This window comes from Thalassospira xianhensis MCCC 1A02616 (assembly GCF_003326475.1).
Lineage (GTDB): Bacteria > Pseudomonadota > Alphaproteobacteria > Rhodospirillales > Thalassospiraceae > Thalassospira > Thalassospira xianhensis.
Map to the genome: position 1 here is coordinate 134746 of NZ_JPWA01000004.1, position 18420 is coordinate 153165.

Genomic DNA, 18420 nt, shown 5'->3' on the forward strand with positions numbered 1-18420 from the left:
CGTTTCACAAGGTTCTTTGAAGGTGCAAAAAACTATCGTGCAAGGCGCTTTACCGCCCCCGAAGCGGCTATTCTACCCTGCCCGACATAGCTTTCATGGTTCTTTTCGATATCGGCAAGATCGTAAAGATAGTTGACCATCATGCCAAAAGACTGCTGCCAACCGGCTTCGTTTCCATTGCCAAGCCAGTTCAACCGCTCCACACGCGCGCCGTTGGTCAGATGAAAATGCGCAACCGGGTCAAAGGCAGTCCCGCTATCAGGACGCCGTGCATTCAGAAGATACCAGCAACATAACTGCTCTAGCGCCTCGCGGGTTTCCGGGCTTACCTGTTCGGGCCGCTCCGCAGACGGTTGCGGTTCAAACAGGTCTTCGCAGTCGGTAATCGCCGCTTCGATATGAACAGGAAGTCCCCTATTCGCCCTGACTGTTGCACTTGCTCCCGCAATTGCTGGTAAACCGGTCACTTCGCCACGATTGCGCGCGTCGACCTGTTTTTGCATCCATGACCGGAATCCCGGAATCGGAGACAGGGTACTGAACTGTTTAAGGTTCGGCAGGTCACGCTGTAATTCTGCGACCACCCGCTTGATCAGGAAATCACCAAAACTGATCCCGGCCAGACCGGCCTGCGCGTTCGAGATCGAATAAAAGATTGCTGTATCGGCGTGCCCGGGATCGACCGCGTCTTCGTCCCGGTTGATCAGATCGTCGACACTGCCTGCAATCCCGTTGACCAGTGCAACCTCGACAAAAATCAGTGGTTCATCTGGCATGCCGGGATGGAAAAACGCAAAGCACCGGCGATCCGGTTCGAGACGCCCCTTAAGATCATCCCAGCTTTTGATCGCGTGAACGGCTTCATAGGCGATAAGTTTTTCAAGCAGTGCGGCTGGCGAATTCCAGGTAATTCGCGACAGCTCGAGAAAGCCGATGTCAAACCAGCCTGCCAGCAATGTCTTCAGATCACGTTCAAGAATGCCAAGCCCCGGCGCTTCGCGGCGCCATCGCAAAAGATCAGCACGAAGATCGACCAGAAATTTAACGCCTTGGGGTAATGAATTGAATTCTTTCAGCAATGACCGGAATGGCGGCACCAATGCTGTACGTAACTCTGCTTCTAGCAATGCACGTTCGGCGACATCATCTGCCGCCGTCCAATCGGCAACAACGTCCGAAACCCGGTCCCGGTCAACATCAAATTCGGCGATCAGAAGGTGCAGGAACTCCTTTTTTCCGGCTTCATCAAGCCGCAAAAAGTCATGCCCCAAAGTCGCCGCCCGTGCACGTGCCGAAACCGCACCACCACGCCGTGCCAGACAGGCTTCTATCTGGTTGCGCCATCTTTCCTTGCGGTTCTCGTTTTCATCAAAACCAAGCCCGCGCGCGACCGTGCTGTCGCGCAATTCGCGCCATGCAGAACGCAGGTTATCAAGCGTTCTATCCAGAAAGGTCTGCGACATCCCGTTCTCCAAAACCTGTTGCGCCGGCTCCGTGCCGAACCGCCGCCTATTTGCAACAGCCTTGGCGTTTCACATTATTTTGTTTGCGGCCCCTTTTGGGCAACATCCACTGCCATTCATATTGTGATCGCGCCGATATTCCGCCAGCCATCGATCCAATCCCATCTTAATGAAAGGAAGACAGACCATTTGTGTTCGATCTGTTAAATCATTTGGGCAATGCGTGCCAAAGTTCGCCCAGCAAAACCGGAAGATGTTCCGGGATATCCTCGGCAATCAGCCCTGGGCCAAGATCGGCCCCGGCGCGGGCATGAAGCCACACCCCCATGCAGGCGGCATCGAACATTTCCATGCCCTGCGCCATCAGCCCGCCAATAATCCCCGCAAGAACATCGCCCGACCCAGCCGTTGCCAGCCACGGCGCTTCAATCGCATTGATTGCCGCCCGGCCATCAGGGGCGGCAATTACCGTATCGCCCCCCTTGATCAGGACAGTTGCGCCGCTTCGCTTGGCAGCGGCACGTGCACGACTTAGCTTGTCTCCTTCGATATCAGGGAATAGCCGCGCAAATTCGCCTTCGTGCGGTGTCAGGACCGTGGGCCCCTGAATGGCAAAAAACAACGTACTGGGTTGTTCGGCAAAGCTTGTCAGCGCATCCGCATCCAAAACCGTGCAACGACAATAATGCAGCAACGGAATGATACGGCTGCATGTTTCATCGCCGACACCAAATCCCGGCCCGATGACCAGCGCATTGTGACGACAATCCTTTAAAAGATCATCCAGACTGGCAATCGGGGCTGTCATGATACCCGGGCTGTCAACCGCATAAACCGGAAGGGCCGAAGGATCGGCGACGACCGTAAGCAACCCTGCCCCGGCACGTCGTGCCGCACGTGCTACCAGTCGCCCTGCCCCGGTCATGGATGCCCCACCCACCACCAGCAGATGACCACGATGATATTTGTGTCCGTCAACACTTGGCCAATGTATGCCTGCCAGCCAGATACCGGGCTCGTTCCGCATCAAAGACGGACGGATATCGCGGATGGTCTGATTGGTTATGCCGATATCACGCACAACTACCTGCCCGCACAGAATACGACCGGGCAACAAATGATGCCCGGGTTTTGGACGACAGAATGTCACGGTTACGTCCGCCTTGATCGATACGCCGCGCACTTCACCGCTGTTACCATCCACACCGCTTGGCACATCGACGGCAATAACCGGCACGCCACAGGCATTTACGGCACAAACCAGTTCAGCAAGCTCACCTTCGATTGATCGGGCCAGCCCCGCACCAAACAGGCAATCAACAATCAGGTCAGCCCCGACCAGCAATGCAGGCGAAAGCCTCTCGACAGCACCGTCCCAACGCCCGGCATTCAATGCGGCATCGCCGGTAAGCTTGTCAGCATCACACAGCAACCCTAACCGCACCGACCAACCAGCATGACGTAACAGACGGGCAATAACAAATCCGTCACTGCCGTTATTGCCCGGACCACATAGCACCGTTACCGAACTCGGCGTCCAGCGCGATACGATTTCTGCGACAACGGCCGCACCGGCATTTTCCATCAGAGCATCGCCAGTCGTTCCGGCTTCGATGGTTTTGCGGTCGGCTTCATACATCTGTTCGGTGGTAAGGATTTCGAACATTTTCACCTGTGACATTCGCTTCAGTGTTATCGCAATCCGATCATCGGGAAATCGGACAGACACCGGTAGCTATTTGTTTTCCCGATCAGTATATTGCAAACGCAATCGCGAGTCAGAGACTAACGCGTACTTAACGATCCGCAACGAGGCTTTTCCGGCATGCATGTTGTCGTGATGGGCGCTGGAGTCATCGGGACGACGGCGGCCTGGTATCTTTTGGAAAACGGCCATCAGGTTACGGTCATCGACCGACAGCACGCCGCCGGACAGGAAACAAGCTTCGCCAATGGCGGGCAAATTTCCGCCTGCCATGCGACCCCTTGGGCAAATGAACATACCCCGGCACAAATTCTGAAATGGCTTGGCCGCGAAGAAGCGCCGCTTCTGTTCCGCATGCGCTGGGACCCGCAATTGTTTTCATGGGGCCTGCGGTTCCTGCGCAATTGTACCGACGAACGTGCACGCGTGAATCTGGAAAAGGCACTGCGCGTCGCGACATACAGCCGCGCCTGCCTGAAAGATCTGCGCAGTACACTTGGCCTTGAATATGATCACCTTGAACAGGGTATCCTCCACGTCTGCCGCAACGAGAACGAGCTGGCAACGGTTGAGAAGGCAACACGCCAGATGCAGGAATTCGGCCTGAACCGCCGCATGGTCAGCGCCGAGGAATGCCTTGAAATCGAACCGGCATTGCGCGATAGCAACGCCAAAATCATCGGCGGCAGTTTTACGCCCGACGATGAAAGCGGCGATGCACGCAAATTTACCGAACTTCTGGCGGACCGGTGCCGTCAACGGGGTGCAGTATTCAAACTCGATACCATCGTCACCGGACTGAAACAGGATCAGGGGCGCATTACCGCCGTCAGCACGGATCAGGGCGATATTTCCGGTGATAGCTACCTGATGTGTCTGGGCAGCTACAGCCCGCTTCTTTTAAAGCCCATTGGCATCCATTTGCCAGTTTACCCGTGCAAGGGATATTCTATAAGCATCGATACCACCGGATATAACGGTGCCCCGCAGGTGGCCCTGATCGACGACAGTGTAAAGATGGTCTATTCGCGTCTTGGGAACCGGCTTCGGGCCGCGGGGACGGCAGAACTGGACGGCTACAACCTCAGAATGTCGGAACGCCGCCAAAAGATGATTGCCGATAAGGCATTCGAATTGTTTCCAAATTCCGGTGATCGTTCGACAATCGAGTTCTGGTCGGGACTGCGTCCCGTAACCCCGGATTCTGCCCCTGTTATTAGTGATACCAAATATGATAATCTGTACCTTAATACGGGGCACGGGACATTGGGGTGGACCATGAGTTGTGGTTCTGGAAAGGCGGTTGCCGATCTTATCGACGGTCGCACACCTGACATCTCGCTTCTCGGACTGGGCATCGACCGTTTTTAAACGATTGATTACTGGATAACGATGGGACCAGGGGCCGACATGACCACAGACTCCCCGCTTGACGCTGAAACTGCGCCATTGGCAGATCAGGTTGTTTTGAATGCACTGCCCTATGCCGCAGTAATTTGCGAACGTAGCGGCAAGGTTCTGCAATGCAATGACGCCATGGCAAATCTGATTGGTGTCGCGCGTGACAGGATGATCGGGCGCAAGGCAGGTTTCCTGTCTGCCGGGCTTCTTAATGACATAGATGATGTATTTGCATCCGGTCGGACATGGCGCGGCGATATCGTGCTGGTCAATGCCAGCGACGAAAGCCATATGTGCGATCTCTCCATTGCTCCGCTGGAATATTTCCGTGAAAGCGAAACCTGCACAGCTGTCCTGATGACGCTTCTGGAAAATGACCGGCAGCAACAGGCCGAACGCACTTTGATGGAACAGAATCGTGACCGATCAGATGCCAATGCGTCAAAATCGGACTTCATAGCCAATATGGGGCATGAATTGCGCACCCCGCTTAATGCCATCATCGGGAATTCCGAGCTGATTGCGGAAGGTGTTCTAGGAGAACTTTCGGAAAGCTATCGCGATTGCGCCCGTGACGTTCACGAGGCCGGCACCCACCTTCTGGAACTCGTGAACAACGTTCTTGATGTATCCAAACTGTCAAACGGTTCGATGGCGCTGCAACTGGCCGAGGATGACATCGGTTCCGTGACGCGCGAAGCAGCAAAGCTTGTCCATGACGACATCAAGAAACGGCATCACAAACTGACCCTGAATTTGCCGGAAGAACCGCTGGTCATGCCCTTCGACCGGTTGAAGCTAAAACAGATTCTGATCAATATCCTGAGCAACGCGGCCAAGTTCACCCCGGACAAGGGTCAGATTTCGCTGACATTAACGGTATTGGACGATGAAATCTGCTTTGCCGTACAGGATAATGGTGTCGGCATGAGCCCGAACGACATTCCCCGCGCGCTTGCCCGTTTTTCGCAATTGCATCCTTCGGGGGTCAAGGAAAGTGCAGGCACAGGCCTTGGTCTGCCTCTGGCGAAGCTTCTGGTCGAATTGCATGGCGGTCGGCTGAGCATCGAAAGCGATCTTGGGAAAGGCACAACGGTTCGGATCACGCTGCCACGCGTTTAGGTTTGACAGTGTAAGAACACGAAGGCCCGGCAGCATCCTGCCGGGCCTTCTTTGTTAACGGGCTGCGGATTGGTTCATCTGGTCATGACGCTGCCGGATTTCCTGCGGCCAGCGGCTTTTGATATAAGACAGCGACGCAATGATTTCCTCGTCAGTCAAAACATCCTCGAACCCCGGCATGGCCGATTGATAGCCATCGCCGATCATTTTTGCCGGACCATATTTGGTCAATGCAAACAGCAAGTCATCCGGATGATGCCACGTATGGCCGGTTTCGTCATGGGGCGGCGCAGGCAACAACCCGTCATCGCTCCGCTCGCGCCAGTTTGGCTCGCCTTTGAAATCACGACCATGGCAGGACGCACAATTGGCATCATAGATTTTCTTGCCCGTTGCCACCAATTGCAAATCATCAGGCCGCAAACGGACCTGCCCGGCATCTTCTGTCTGGCTGTTACCATAAACGACCAAACCAATCACGATGATTGCAGATAGAGCTCCGCCGATGGCGAAAATCGACTTCTTTTTCACCGAACTTCGTCCTTCTTTCATGCTGGACAGGCTACCCAGCCAGATCATTGATAATGGGGCAATGTGGCCGGTGGTCGCCTTGGCAGGCGTCAACCAGATGCGACAATGTCCTTTGCAGGCTTTGCAATTCCGCGATCTTGCGTTCGATTTCAACCAGATGCGTTTTGGCGATCTGCTTTACATCCGCTGATGCACGGTTGCGGTCCTCATAAAGCGACAGCAACACCCGGCAATCCTCGACGGAAAAGCCAAGACCTCGGGAACGCTGCAAAAAGCGCAGTTTGTGCAAATCGTCGTCGCTATAATCGCGATAGCCATTCCCTAGGCGGCGGGGCTTTATCAGACCAATATCTTCGTAATAACGAATGGTTTTCGCCGGAAGACCGCTATCGCGGGATGCATCGGAAATGTTCATGATTTTTCTCCGCGGACTTTCCACCGGCGTAGCAAAAGCGAGTTGCTGACAACCGATACCGAGCTTAGCGCCATGGCAGCCCCGGCAATCGCGGGACTAAGGATACCGAATGCAGCCAAAGGAACACCGATGACGTTATAGGCAAAAGCCCAGAACAGATTTTGGGCGATCTTGCGCCGTGTTGCGATCGACACATCAATTGCCCCCTCGACAAGTGCCGGGTCAGACCGCATCAGGGTAATGCCCGCCGTCTCCATGGCCACATCGGTACCGCCCCCCATCGCAATACCGACATCCGCCGCCGCCAGGGCTGGCGCATCATTGATACCATCGCCGACCATGGCAACATGACGGCCAGCCTTGCGCAGTTTTTCGACCTCGCGCGCCTTGTCCTGCGGCCGGATACGACCGCGGCCTTCTTCAAGACCAAGCTGCTCTGCAACATAGGAGGCAACATCTTCACCGTCTCCAGACAACATGATGCTGTTGATTCCACGCGCTTTCAGATCGGTTATCGCCTGTTTAGCCGACGCACGAATGCGATCTTCCAGCGTGATGAACCCCGCGAACCTGCCGTCAATCGCAACTAGAATGACGGTCTGGCCGCGCCCTTCGTAATCGGCAATCTTGCTGCCAAGGTCACCATCTGGCAATCCAATACCAAGATCGGCAAGCATTGCCTCATTGCCTATAACGACATTGTGGTCTTCGACCTTTGCCTGAACACCGGCACCGGTTTTGCTGTTAAAATCAGTGATGTCAGGAATTTTAATTTCCTGTTTGCGTGCGGCATTGACGATTGCGCGCGCCAGCGGATGTTCGCTTGCGGCCTGCACGGCGGCAACCATCCGCAGCAGTCCGGCTTCATCTGTGCCCTCTGCATGTTTGATGTCTCGAACTGTTGGCTTGCCTTCGGTCAGGGTGCCGGTTTTATCAAAAATGACAGTATCGACATTGTGTGCCTGTTCCAGCGCATCGAAGTTCCGGATCAGGATACCGCTTTTCGCCGCGGCCCCCGTGCCCGCCACCAGTGCGGTTGGTGTCGCAAGCCCCAATGCACAGGGGCAGGCAATAACAAGAACCGAAACAGCGGCCACAATAGATGCTTCCATAGTGGCACCGAATAAAAGCCATCCGCCAAAGGTAACCAAAGCAATCAAGACGACCACGGGCACAAAAATCCCGGAAACTTTATCGACCAGTTTCTGAACCGGTGCCTTTCCGGTCTGGGCCTGTTCAACCAGCCGAATGATCCGCGACAGTGTTGTGTCTTCGCCGATTGCGGTGACTTCGACATCAAGCCGCCCGGTGCCATTGACCGCACCGCCGACAACCGTATCGCCGGGCACACGCGCCACGGGGCGTGTTTCCCCCGTGATCAGACTTTCATCCAATTCACTTTCACCGGCCGAAACCTTGCCATCTACGGGAACCCGTTCGCCGGGCAAGACCCGAACGATATCCCCGATAACGAGTTCGGCAATATCGATTTCAACTTCGCCATTGTCCTGATCAAGTTTACGTGCCCGACGCGGACGCAATGCCATTAGTTCACGAATGGCCGCCGACGCACCGCGTTTGGCGCGCTCTTCCATGATCTTGCCAGCAAGGATCAGGGTGATGATCGCGGCCGATGCTTCGAAATAAAGATGGGTCTGCCCGTCATGCCCCGCCACCAGCATGTTATACAGGCTCAGGAGATAGGCGGCCGATGTACCAAGTGCTACCAGCACGTCCATATTGGCACTGGCGTTACGCAGCGCCATCCATGCACCGCGATAGAACCGCCAACCGATCAGAAACTGCACCGGGGTCGCAAGGGCCAGTTCAGCCCACGGGTTCAAATGATAATTGATCCCCAGATACATCCAGATCATCTGGGCAACCAGCGGCGCGGTCAGGATGATTGACGCCCCCAACCATAGAAGCGATTTATCGAAACCGTTTTTTTCGATATCTTGCTGTCCGTTGGCGGGATCGGACTTGTTACGTGAAACCGCGTGATAGCCAGCCTTCTCAACAGCAGCGATGACATCCGCATCATCAAGCTGCCCGGGTAAAGTACGGATATCGGCACGTTCCAGCGCAAAATTAACATTGGCTTCGGTAATGCCGGGCAGCTTGCCCAATGCCTTTTCCACACGAAGCGCACAATTGGCACAAGTCATGCCATCAATATCGAAAGACCGGCTTTCATCCGCTACGGAATATCCTGCAGAACGAATGGTGTCGGCCAGTTTCCCGACAGACGTCTGATTACGATCAAAGGTGATATGTGCAGAATTCAGCGCAAGGTTCACGACGGACGATACACCGGGCAGCTTTCCCAATGCCTTTTCAATTCGCCCAGCACAGGATGCGCAGCTCATCCCACCGATTTGCAGGGTCACTTCGTCACGCGCCCCTTCACCCACAGTTTTTGTCAAACCGGGCGCACCATTGCCACCAGTCTCGGAGATGTCGGGTTCTGATCGCCTATCCATTTTGGTCACCATTCCATGATCAATAACTTGATATGGGTGACCATAGAGCTTCCAGCAACTGGAAGGTCAAGCGGAAAACGGGCGAATTAATTGTGCATTATCAATTCACCACCAAGCATCTGATAAACAATAAAAAACCCCGGACAATGCCGGGGTTTTCGAATGATGTTGGGCAACCTTAACCGTGCGGATTCGGTTCACCAACAGCGCGGAACTGGATATAGTTCGGCAGGCCCATCATATCGATCAGACGGATCTGCTGCTCAAGCCAATATGCATGATCTTCTTCGCTGTCATCCAGCAAGGTGGTCAGCATATTACGCGTCTGATAATCTTCTTCCTTTTCGGCAAGTTTGATCGCCTTTTTCAGAAGATCGATCACATGATATTCGTGCTCAAGATCATTTTTCATCATCTCTGGCACGGTTTTGCCGATCTTGATCGGACTGCGCGACGCGGTATCGGGCACACCTTCAAGGAACAGAATACGTTCGATCAGGCGTTTTGCATGCTCGAGCTCTTCGTCCTTTTCATGGTGCATCCGGGTATAAAGCGCATGCAAACCCCAATCGAGATACATCTCGGCATGGGTGTTGTACTGGTCTGCAGCAGACAATTCAGCCGTAAGCTGTTTGTTCAGCGCGTCGATAACCTTCTTGTTACCCTTCATGGCGTTTAAGCTCCTGCTGTGTTAGTCGCCGTCGCCAGAACGGCTTTGAATGTAATTCTGCATCCCGACATTTTCGATCTGCCACTGCTCTGTTTCCAGCCAGTCGACATGTTCTTCCTGATCTTCAAGAAATTTGACTAGAAGATCGCGGGTTACGAAATCTTCGGCTTTTTCGCAGGCGGTAATCGCCTCGCGCAGAAGCGGCAGACTTGCCAGTTCGAACTTCATATCGCAGGAAACGATTTCCTCGACATTCTCGCCGATCATAAGCTTGTTCAAATTCTGAAGATTGGGCAGGCCTTCAAGGAACAGAATGCGCTCAATGGTGTCATCGGCACGTTTCATTTCCTTGATCGAAAGTTTGTATTCGTACTCGCCCATTTCTTCCACGCCCCAGTCGCGGAGCATACGGGCATGCAGGAAATACTGGTTAATCGCCGTTAACTGGTTGGTCAGCACGCGATTGAGATAACCGATGATCTTGGGATCACCCTTCATGGTGGCACTCCTGATGATTGGGCTGCTCGAATAGTGGGATCGACCATCCCCATTTTCAAGGGAAAACCGCGCCTTTGATTACCATTATCAATAATTTAGCCGATTTTTACGCTAATTCTCAATTCACGGCACACAAGTAAAAATCATTCGCGCAGCAACCATTGCGAATGAAAATCGATCCGCCCGTTTTCGGTTGTTTTTGTTTGTTTCAACCAATCTCTGGGACCTTTTTTCGCGTACGAGTCGGAATTATGATTTTCGCTGCCGGAGGTCGCCCGTTAAATGTCTGCCATCAAATCAATCCGTTTCATACTTGGTGATCAGCTGTCTGTTTCATTGGCAAGTTTAAGGGATGCCGATCCTGATCACGACTTGATTGTAATGGCGGAACCGAACAGCGAGGCAAACTATGTCGCCCATCACAGGCAGAAAATTGTCTTCATTCTGTCTGCGATGCGCCATTTCGCTCAGGAATTACGTGAAAAGGGTTTCGCGGTTTGTTATTTCGATTATGAGAACCAGCCGACCAATAGCTTTACCGATGCCCTGAAACTGGCATTGAAACATCACCCGGTGAAACAGGTGATCGTCACGGAGCCAAGTGAATGGCGAATACTCAGCGAGGTCGAAAAATGGGCCGACACATTTGATATCACGCTTGATGTTCGCGAAGATGATCGTTTCTTTGCCCCGCTTTCGGCATTTGCGGAGTTTGCTGAAAACCGAAAGGAACTCCGTATGGAGTATTTCTATCGGCAACTGCGACGTACGACTGGCATATTGATGGAGCCGGACGGAAAACCGGTCGGCGATCAATGGAATTTTGATCACGATAATCGCGAACGTCTTCCCGATGACCACCGGCTGCCAAGTCCCCTGACCTTCAAACCGGACACGATCACGCAGGCATTGCTGGAACGTGTTGTAGAAGATTTCCCAAATGCTAGTGGGAAGCATGAAAGTTTCGGTTGGGCGGTTACCCGACAGGATGCACTAGAAGCTCTTGATCACTTTATCGAACATCGATTGCCGCTATTTGGCGACTATCAGGATGCGATGACAGTAAAAAGCAGTACTGTTTATCATAGCCTACTAAGCGGCTACATCAATGTTGGCCTTTTGCTTCCCGATGAAGTGTGCCGTGCCGCCGAAGTTGCCTATCGCAACGGTAATGTGCCGATTAACGCCGCCGAAGGCTTTATTCGTCAGATTCTCGGTTGGCGTGAATATGTCCGTGGTCTTTACTGGCACATGGGGCCGGAATACGGAAAAGGCAGCTATTTTGATGGCAGGCGCCCCCTGCCCGCCTTTTTCTGGGATGGTGACGTTGCAATGAACTGCCTGCATCGGGCCATCACCGAAACACTCGACAATGCCTACGCCCATCACATTCAGCGATTGATGGTAATTGGCAACTTTGCGCTTCTATCGGGTCTGGACCCAAAGGAAGTCGGTGAATGGTATCTGGCAGTTTATATCGACGCGTTTGAATGGGTGGAACTTCCCAACACCTTTGGCATGGCACTTTATGCCGACGGCGGAAAAATGGCGTCCAAGCCCTATGCTGCGAGTGGAAAATACATCAACCGGATGTCTGATTACTGTTCGGCTTGCCAATACAATCCCAATAAGAACACAGAGTCCGATGCATGCCCCTTTAACGCACTTTACTGGCACTTCCTGGATCGTAATGTCGATAAACTCGGCAGAAATCCGCGCCTTGCTATGCCATATCGCAATTGGTCGCGTATGAATGGGAACAGTAAAACGGCACTAATTGAACAGGCCGAACATTTCCTGACACAGATGGATACCGGAAAAATCCCAAAGCCATCACATCAGCCAAGCCTGTGGTAGCTCGGATCATCTGAAAAACAGCGGCATATTCAGAAGACAGAAAAACAAAAAGCCGGACGAAATGTCCGGCTTCTGCTTACACAGCTGCCTACAAACTGGCGCTGTCGAAATTCAGTCTGGCTTAAGCGATCGCGTCACGAGCAGCTTTGCGCGCTACGTCTTTGATCTGCCAGTGCGAAATCCCGACATCATCCAGGTCACGCTTGTCGAGATTGTAGAGTTCGTTCGCGACAGAGCGTGCATAGGCCCAACGGCGAACAGCAACGAGAATACTGGACAGGAACATGTTGAACCTCCTTGGGATAAGAATAAGAACGCTTGCCTGCGGGTCTTCCGCGTTTTGGTCGGCGCGTTCATCACTTCACTTTCTGTAATGCAATATGCTCCCAAGTGACATATGTCTCAACTGCCAAAGATTGCATATCATCTATTCCAAAATGTCACAATTGAATGGGTTCAATTGTGAAACTACGGCCCTGATCAGAAGAAAAATTGAAACAAATCATATATTTCAGCGCACATCTGACATGCGGCAACGCAACATAGCCAATCACGACCTCCCCACTCATTCTGCGGTTACCGTGACAACAGCACATTTGTCACCGGCAAGTTGGTCACGCACGCCCATTGCCAATTCAAAGAACTGTTCCCGCACGGCACCAGCATAAGGGTTCGCATTTTCAATCGCCCAGAAAACGCTTGGCGCATCGTAACGTACCATTTCGGTGGCCTTTAACAGCAAATCAAAGCTTGCCGTTGTCATGCGCACAGGCAACGGATCCATCCGGACCAGGACCTTGGCAATCAGGTGTGTCATCCCCTGCACGACGGCAGCCTCGCGGTCATGCTCATCTGGTGTAACAACGAACACCTTAAGCCGCAGAACGTGGCGCAGGAACGCCGCAATTCGGCGGAATTTGCGGCCCCGAACAGGACATATCGCGATCTTGAGCCCGGCAATACCGTCCCGGGCACTTTGCGGACCGAACAACGGATGGGTCCCGATAATATCCACATGATTGGGAAGCCCCTCAAGCATTGCCCGAGCTGGTTCCATTTTCACGGACCCGACATCCAGAACAATGGCTCCCGCACGCAAATGCGGTGAAATCCGTGTGATCAACGCCCTCATTTCTGTAACCGGCACAGCCAAAATGACGATATCGCATTTCGCCACGTTTATACTGTCAGCCGCCCGAATGTTTCCGGGCGTTACTGCCGACACACATGCCGAAACGGCATCCGGATTAATGTCATGCACCAAAAGCGGAAAATGATCCGCCAGATGCATGGCTGTCAAACGCCCAAAGGCGCCGAACCCGAAAATCCCTATCGTCGGATGATCTGGAAATAAAAAAGGCATCGTCTGTCTCCGAAGAGCTGCGATGCCGGTGCCTGCCTTTTAAAATCAACCGCCGACGACGCAGCGGTTGAACATAGAAAACGCTCCCGCCTTATGTGGCAGGGCCGTAATAGAAATCAGCAAACAGGCAAATAACGTTTTTCATGACTGCGATTAATAGTGCCAAGCCATTTGATGTCAAGGCATCTTGAGATCTTCGATCAAAGGCGGAAACGTTGCAGCAGCAATTCAAGTCATATCCATTTAACGCAAGGCTCCTCCTGCCCCGTACATGACGGTCAGCCTGAAGGTCCCGCATTAAATTGAATCTGCACTTTTTGTTAGTGGCTGTTACAAATTCGAGCAGATTTGATCGAATTGTGCATCACTGGAATAACTGTCTTGCAACGAAATACGCTAATCATCTTTGCTGCTCCGCAATATAATCCAAAGATATAATGCCATTTTTGTAACAGTTTGTTTCAGTTCGCATTCTGGAAACGCCCTGTTACAGTTTTGTGAGTGCAAAGGGTTCCCCTTGGCAGCATGTTGTCGCTGCAATTGGTTTAAAGCCAGGGAGGAAACCTTAAATGAATCTGCGCAAAACCATTCTCGCCACCGGTGTGGCGTTCTCTGCTCTCGCGACTGCAAGCTTTGCACATGCCGAACCGACTGCCGAAGTCCTTCATTGGTGGACTTCGGGCGGGGAAGCCAAAGCCGTAGCTGCCCTTAAAGAAGATTTCGAAGCACATGGTGGCAAATGGGTTGATAGCCCGGTTGCCGGTGGTGGCGGTGACGCAGCCATGACCGTGCTGCGTTCGCGTGTTCTGTCGGGCGATGCCCCGGCTGCCGTTCAGCTTAAAGGCCCGGCGATCCAGGATTGGGCCGAACAGGGTGCACTCGCTGATCTCAATGACGTTGCCGAAGCTGAAGGCTGGGACAAGGTGATCCCGCCGGCAATTCAGAGCGTCATGAAGTATGAAGGCGACTATGTTGCCGTTCCGGTAAACATTCACCGTGTTGACTGGATCTGGGCAAACCCGGAATTGCTGGCCAAAGTTGGTGCCACCGAAGCGCCGAAAACCTGGGACGAATTCAACGCCCTTGCCGACAAGCTGAAAGCTGCTGGCATCACACCAGTCGCGCATGGCGGCCAGCCGTGGCAGGATGCAACCGTCTTTGAAACCGTCGTTCTCGGTCTTGGCGGTCCGGAATTCTACCAGCAGGCTCTGGTTGACCTCGACGAGGACGCGCTGAAATCCGACACGATGAAAGCCGTGTTCGACCAGATGCGCAAAATCCGCGGTTATGTCGATGCCGACTTCCCGGGCCGTGACTGGAACCTTGCAACTGCAATGGTCATGAATGGCGATGCCGCCATGCAGATCATGGGTGACTGGGCAAAAGGCGAATTCCTTGCAGCGGGTAAAGTCCCGGGCAAAGACTTCATCTGCTCGGCAACCCCGTCCGAACACGGTTACCTGTTCAACGTTGACAGCTTCGCGATGTTCAATGTTTCCGGCGATGACAAGGTCGAAGGTCAGAAACTGCTTGCAGAACTGATCGTTGGTGAGAAATTCCAGGAAACCTTCAACCTTCTTAAGGGGTCGATTCCGGCCCGTCTTGGTGTAGCACTCGACAAATTCGACGATTGCGCAAAGAAATCCGAAGCTGACCTTCTGGCAGCACAGGACGCTGGTGGCTTCCTGCCGTCCATGGCACACGGCATGGCGCTTCGCGGTCACCTTTCGGGTGCGATCGTTGACGTCGTGACCGCCCACTTCAACTCCGAAATGTCGTCCGACGAAGCCGTCGAGCGTCTTGTCGAAGCAGTTGAACTGGCCAAAGACTAATCTCATCTGACCTGTGCAGTCACATTGACTGACAACGCGCCGGCCCCGGACATTTCCGGGGCCGGATTCCCGCTACTTTAATTGTTTGAGGCAAAGGGTATGGGGGCTTCTTCAAGCACCGAAAGCAACCTGACGGCCAGCATCCAACGCCATCTTTCGAAGATCGTTGTTGCACCGTCCTTTGCTGCGTCCCTGTTTTTTGTCTACGGGTTCATCCTGTGGACAGGCTATATGGCGTTTTCGAAATCGCGCATGCTTCCGGTCTGGGATTGGGCTGGTCTGCGGCAATACGAACGCCTCTGGCAAATGGAACGCTGGCATGTTGCCATCGAGAATCTGCTGATTTTCGGCGGTCTCTTTATCGTTATCTGCCTGTTTCTTGGCTGCCTGCTTGCAGTCCTTCTGGATCAGCGCATTCGCGCCGAAGGCGTACTTCGCACTATTTTCCTTTATCCGATGGCGCTGTCATTTATCGTGACCGGCACCGTATGGAAATGGCTTCTCAATCCGGGCCTTGGTCTGGAAAGCATGATGCATGACCTTGGCTGGACCAGCTTCAAATTCGATTGGCTGGTGAATTCGGACATGGCGATCTATACCGTCGTGATCGCAGCCGTCTGGCAGGCATCGGGTTTTGTAATGGCAATGTTCCTTGCGGCATTGCGCGGCGTCGATCAGGACATCATTCGCGCAGCCTATATGGATGGTGCCAGCCTGCCCCGCATCTATTTCGGCATTATCATCCCGTCGATCCGTCCGGTTTTCCTCAGTGCCATTGTTGTTCTGGCCCATCTGGCCGTTAAAAGCTTCGACCTTGTCATTGCACTTACCGGCGGCGGCCCCGGCTATTCGTCCGATCTTCCAGCAACCTTCATGTACACGATGGCCTTCCAGCGCAACCAGCTGGGTGTGGGTGCCGCAAGTGCCATGATGATGCTGGCGACCGTAATGGCAATCATTGTGCCGTATCTGTATTCCGAACTGCGCGGAGGCAAGAAAAATGGCTGATATTCAGCATTACAGCCACGACGCAGGCTGGAAACATACCATACTGCGCGGGTTGCTATATCTCGTTCTGATCCTGTTTGCCGCCTACTATCTGTTCCCGCTTTTCGTGATGATTTCGACCTCGTTGAAGTCGCTCGATGAAATCCGGGAAGGCTCACTCATTTCGCTGCCGCGCGTCATCACGTTCGATGCCTGGACCTATGCGTGGAATGAAGCCTGTGTCGGCGTTGAATGTTCAGGCATTAAAATTTACTTCTGGAACTCGGTCAAAATGGCGGTTCCGGCGGTTCTGATTTCGACCTTCCTTGGTGCGATCAACGGATATGCCCTGACCAAATGGCGTTTTAAAGGGGCTAATATCGTCTTTGCCCTGCTGCTGTTTGGTTGCTTCATTCCGTTTCAGGTTGTGCTGCTGCCGATGTCACAGGTTCTGGGGTCACTTGGCCTTGCCAGCTCGACCACCGGTCTTGTTCTTGTGCATGTCGTTTACGGCCTGTGCTTCACCACCCTGTTCTTCCGCAATTACTATGTTTCGATCCCGGATGAACTGGTGAAGGCAGCCACCATCGACGGCGCAGGTTTCTTCACCATTTTCTGGCGTATCATTCTGCCGATTTCGACACCGATCATCGTGGTGTCGGTGATCTGGCAGTTCACCCAGATCTGGAACGACTTCCTTTTCGGTGCCTCCTTCGCCTCTGGCGACAATGCACCGATGACTGTCGCACTCAACAATATCGTCAACACCACGACCGGCGTGAAACAGTACAATGTCGATATGGCCACAGCTCTGCTGACCGGTCTGCCGACCCTGCTTGTTTATGTTCTGGCCGGAAAATACTTCGTCCGCGGCCTGACCGCCGGTTCGGTGAAGGGATAAGCAAATGGCATCACTCACCCTTGATAAAGTTCGCAAGGCCTTCGGTCCTGTCGAGGTTCTCAAAGAAATCAATATTGCTATTGAAGACGGCGAGTTCCTGGTTCTGGTCGGCCCGTCGGGTTGCGGCAAATCCACCCTTCTGAACCTGATTGCAGGTCTTGAGGGTTCCAGCGACGGGGAAATCCGCATCGGTGATCGCGTGATCAACGACGTGCATCCCAAGGACCGCAACATCGCGATGGTGTTCCAGTCCTACGCGCTTTACCCGAATATGACCGTTCGCAAGAACATCACCTTCGGCCTTGAAATCCGTGGTGTTTCGGCGGCAGAACGCGACAAGGCCGTCGCCGATGTTGCCAAACTGCTGCAGATCGAAGCCCTGCTGGATCGTAAGCCATCCCAGCTTTCGGGTGGTCAGCGCCAGCGCGTTGCAATGGGCCGGGCGCTGGTTCGTGATCCGGACATCTTCCTGTTCGACGAACCGCTCTCGAACCTTGATGCCAAGCTGCGCGTCGATATGCGTACCGAGATCAAAAAACTGCATCAGCGTCTCGGTGCCACCATCGTTTACGTGACCCACGACCAGATCGAAGCCATGACCCTTGCCTCGCGCATTGCGGTCATGAAAGATGGCATCCTGCAGCAGTTCGATACGCCGCAGAATATCTACGAACGCCCGAACAACATTTTTGTTGCCGGCTTCATCGGTTCGCCGTCGATGAACTTCATCAATGCAACCCTGATCAATGACAATGGCAATCTGGCCGTATCGATCAAACGCGATAACGACCCGATCATTCTGCCGCTGAAAGATGCACCGGAAAGCTATCAAGGCTATGTCGGTAAAGATGTCGTTTTTGGCATCCGTCCGGAAGGCCTTACGCACAAGCGTACCGGCTCCGACCAACCGGGCAGCCAATATTTCAATTTCGACTGTAAGGTCGAAGTCATTGAGCCGACCGGTGCCGACACCATGACGGTTGTCGAAATCGGCGGAAAGGAAATCGTTGCGCGCGTCCGGCCAGACCGGGCACCGCAACCGGGCGAGATCATGACATTCTCGGCCGACATGTCTCAGATCAGTCTGTTTGATCCGGTAACGGAACTTCGGATCTGATCTGATCGGCGGGTGGTTCTGGGGGCCACCCGCCGTTCTTTCTTCTCTTTGGGGTATCACCTTGATCCCCCTGAT

At 53.4% G+C, this 18420-nt stretch carries 16 protein-coding genes; 7 read left to right on the forward strand and 9 right to left on the reverse strand.

The window, feature by feature from the left end; all coding sequences use genetic code 11:
- Positions 1 to 32 precede the first annotated feature (32 nt).
- The gene (locus tag TH5_RS05455; RefSeq protein ID WP_114121004.1) at positions 33 to 1463 is read right to left on the reverse strand and encodes a malonyl-CoA decarboxylase; all 1431 of its coding nucleotides are present in this window, start codon (positions 1461 to 1463) and stop codon (positions 33 to 35) included.
- A 208-nt stretch (positions 1464 to 1671) separates the two neighbouring features.
- Positions 1672 to 3129 (reverse strand): NAD(P)H-hydrate dehydratase, encoded by a 1458-nt coding sequence (locus TH5_RS05460; RefSeq protein ID WP_167443472.1) that lies wholly within the window; start codon positions 3127 to 3129, stop codon positions 1672 to 1674.
- A 159-nt stretch (positions 3130 to 3288) separates the two neighbouring features.
- On the opposite strand from TH5_RS05460, the gene TH5_RS05465 reads away from it, so the two are divergent.
- Together TH5_RS05465 and TH5_RS05470 are read left to right on the forward strand one after the other, a co-directional pair.
- Positions 3289 to 4539: a D-amino acid dehydrogenase gene (locus TH5_RS05465; RefSeq protein WP_114121005.1), complete on the forward strand. Its 1251-nt coding sequence runs from the start codon at positions 3289 to 3291 to the stop codon at positions 4537 to 4539.
- A 39-nt stretch (positions 4540 to 4578) separates the two neighbouring features.
- On the forward strand, positions 4579 to 5691 hold the full coding sequence (locus TH5_RS05470) for a PAS domain-containing sensor histidine kinase (RefSeq protein WP_114121064.1): 1113 nt from the start codon (positions 4579 to 4581) through the stop codon (positions 5689 to 5691).
- Between the two features lie 54 nt (positions 5692 to 5745).
- Here TH5_RS05470 and TH5_RS05475 read toward each other — a convergent pair whose 3' ends face one another.
- The 5 genes from TH5_RS05475 to bfr (TH5_RS05495) form a co-directional block, all read right to left on the reverse strand.
- The gene (locus tag TH5_RS05475; protein WP_208638405.1) at positions 5746 to 6222 is read right to left on the reverse strand and encodes a c-type cytochrome; all 477 of its coding nucleotides are present in this window, start codon (positions 6220 to 6222) and stop codon (positions 5746 to 5748) included.
- Positions 6223 to 6253: 31 nt separating this feature from the next.
- Positions 6254 to 6637: a Cu(I)-responsive transcriptional regulator gene (gene cueR, locus TH5_RS05480; RefSeq protein WP_114121006.1), complete on the reverse strand. Its 384-nt coding sequence runs from the start codon at positions 6635 to 6637 to the stop codon at positions 6254 to 6256.
- Positions 6634 to 9120, reverse strand: coding sequence for a heavy metal translocating P-type ATPase (locus tag TH5_RS05485; protein WP_114121066.1), 2487 nt, complete (start codon positions 9118 to 9120; stop codon positions 6634 to 6636). Before TH5_RS05485 ends, cueR begins: the two co-directional genes overlap by 4 nt.
- Before the next feature lie 178 nt (positions 9121 to 9298).
- Positions 9299 to 9790: a bacterioferritin gene (bfr, locus tag TH5_RS05490; protein WP_114121007.1), complete on the reverse strand. Its 492-nt coding sequence runs from the start codon at positions 9788 to 9790 to the stop codon at positions 9299 to 9301.
- A 21-nt stretch (positions 9791 to 9811) separates the two neighbouring features.
- Positions 9812 to 10288, reverse strand: a complete 477-nt coding sequence (gene bfr, locus TH5_RS05495) for a bacterioferritin (RefSeq protein WP_062948534.1) — start codon at positions 10286 to 10288, stop codon at positions 9812 to 9814.
- Between the two features lie 282 nt (positions 10289 to 10570).
- On the opposite strand from bfr (TH5_RS05495), the gene TH5_RS05500 reads away from it, so the two are divergent.
- Entirely contained in the window at positions 10571 to 12145 is a 1575-nt protein-coding gene (locus tag TH5_RS05500) for a cryptochrome/photolyase family protein (RefSeq protein ID WP_114121008.1), read from the forward strand.
- Between the two features lie 121 nt (positions 12146 to 12266).
- Here the strand turns inward: TH5_RS05500 and TH5_RS05505 are convergent, their stop codons facing one another.
- A complete protein-coding gene (locus TH5_RS05505) occupies positions 12267 to 12431 on the reverse strand; it encodes a DUF1127 domain-containing protein (protein ID WP_007089389.1) in 165 nt (54 codons plus the stop codon).
- A 279-nt stretch (positions 12432 to 12710) separates the two neighbouring features.
- The gene (locus TH5_RS05510) at positions 12711 to 13508 is read right to left on the reverse strand and encodes a prephenate dehydrogenase (protein ID WP_114121009.1); all 798 of its coding nucleotides are present in this window, start codon (positions 13506 to 13508) and stop codon (positions 12711 to 12713) included.
- Between the two features lie 569 nt (positions 13509 to 14077).
- Between TH5_RS05510 and TH5_RS05515 the strand changes: the two genes are divergently transcribed.
- The 4 genes from TH5_RS05515 (at position 14078) to TH5_RS05530 (ending at position 18345) form a co-directional block, all read left to right on the forward strand.
- Entirely contained in the window at positions 14078 to 15340 is a 1263-nt protein-coding gene (locus TH5_RS05515; protein ID WP_114121010.1) for an ABC transporter substrate-binding protein, read from the forward strand.
- Between the two features lie 99 nt (positions 15341 to 15439).
- Positions 15440 to 16348: a carbohydrate ABC transporter permease gene (locus tag TH5_RS05520; protein WP_007089386.1), complete on the forward strand. Its 909-nt coding sequence runs from the start codon at positions 15440 to 15442 to the stop codon at positions 16346 to 16348.
- Positions 16341 to 17228, forward strand: a complete 888-nt coding sequence (locus TH5_RS05525) for a carbohydrate ABC transporter permease (protein ID WP_007089385.1) — start codon at positions 16341 to 16343, stop codon at positions 17226 to 17228. Before TH5_RS05520 ends, TH5_RS05525 begins: the two co-directional genes overlap by 8 nt.
- Positions 17229 to 17232: 4 nt before the next feature.
- Positions 17233 to 18345 (forward strand): ABC transporter ATP-binding protein, encoded by a 1113-nt coding sequence (locus TH5_RS05530; RefSeq protein WP_114121011.1) that lies wholly within the window; start codon positions 17233 to 17235, stop codon positions 18343 to 18345.
- The last annotated feature ends 75 nt before the right edge of the window (positions 18346 to 18420 follow it).

Coding starts and splice junctions, on each gene's coding strand:
- bfr (WP_062948534.1), bottom strand. CDS start 10,288: ATGAAGGGTGATCCCAAGATCATCGGTTATCTCAATCGCGTGCTGACC.
- TH5_RS05500 (WP_114121008.1), top strand. CDS start 10,571: ATGTCTGCCATCAAATCAATCCGTTTCATACTTGGTGATCAGCTGTCT.
- TH5_RS05485 (WP_114121066.1), bottom strand. CDS start 9,120: ATGGATAGGCGATCAGAACCCGACATCTCCGAGACTGGTGGCAATGGT.
- TH5_RS05455 (WP_114121004.1), bottom strand. CDS start 1,463: ATGTCGCAGACCTTTCTGGATAGAACGCTTGATAACCTGCGTTCTGCA.
- TH5_RS05530 (WP_114121011.1), top strand. CDS start 17,233: ATGGCATCACTCACCCTTGATAAAGTTCGCAAGGCCTTCGGTCCTGTC.
- TH5_RS05510 (WP_114121009.1), bottom strand. CDS start 13,508: ATGCCTTTTTTATTTCCAGATCATCCGACGATAGGGATTTTCGGGTTC.
- cueR (WP_114121006.1), bottom strand. CDS start 6,637: ATGAACATTTCCGATGCATCCCGCGATAGCGGTCTTCCGGCGAAAACC.
- TH5_RS05525 (WP_007089385.1), top strand. CDS start 16,341: ATGGCTGATATTCAGCATTACAGCCACGACGCAGGCTGGAAACATACC.
- TH5_RS05520 (WP_007089386.1), top strand. CDS start 15,440: ATGGGGGCTTCTTCAAGCACCGAAAGCAACCTGACGGCCAGCATCCAA.
- TH5_RS05465 (WP_114121005.1), top strand. CDS start 3,289: ATGCATGTTGTCGTGATGGGCGCTGGAGTCATCGGGACGACGGCGGCC.
- TH5_RS05460 (WP_167443472.1), bottom strand. CDS start 3,129: ATGTTCGAAATCCTTACCACCGAACAGATGTATGAAGCCGACCGCAAA.
- TH5_RS05515 (WP_114121010.1), top strand. CDS start 14,078: ATGAATCTGCGCAAAACCATTCTCGCCACCGGTGTGGCGTTCTCTGCT.
- TH5_RS05505 (WP_007089389.1), bottom strand. CDS start 12,431: ATGTTCCTGTCCAGTATTCTCGTTGCTGTTCGCCGTTGGGCCTATGCA.
- bfr (WP_114121007.1), bottom strand. CDS start 9,790: ATGAAGGGTAACAAGAAGGTTATCGACGCGCTGAACAAACAGCTTACG.
- TH5_RS05470 (WP_114121064.1), top strand. CDS start 4,579: ATGACCACAGACTCCCCGCTTGACGCTGAAACTGCGCCATTGGCAGAT.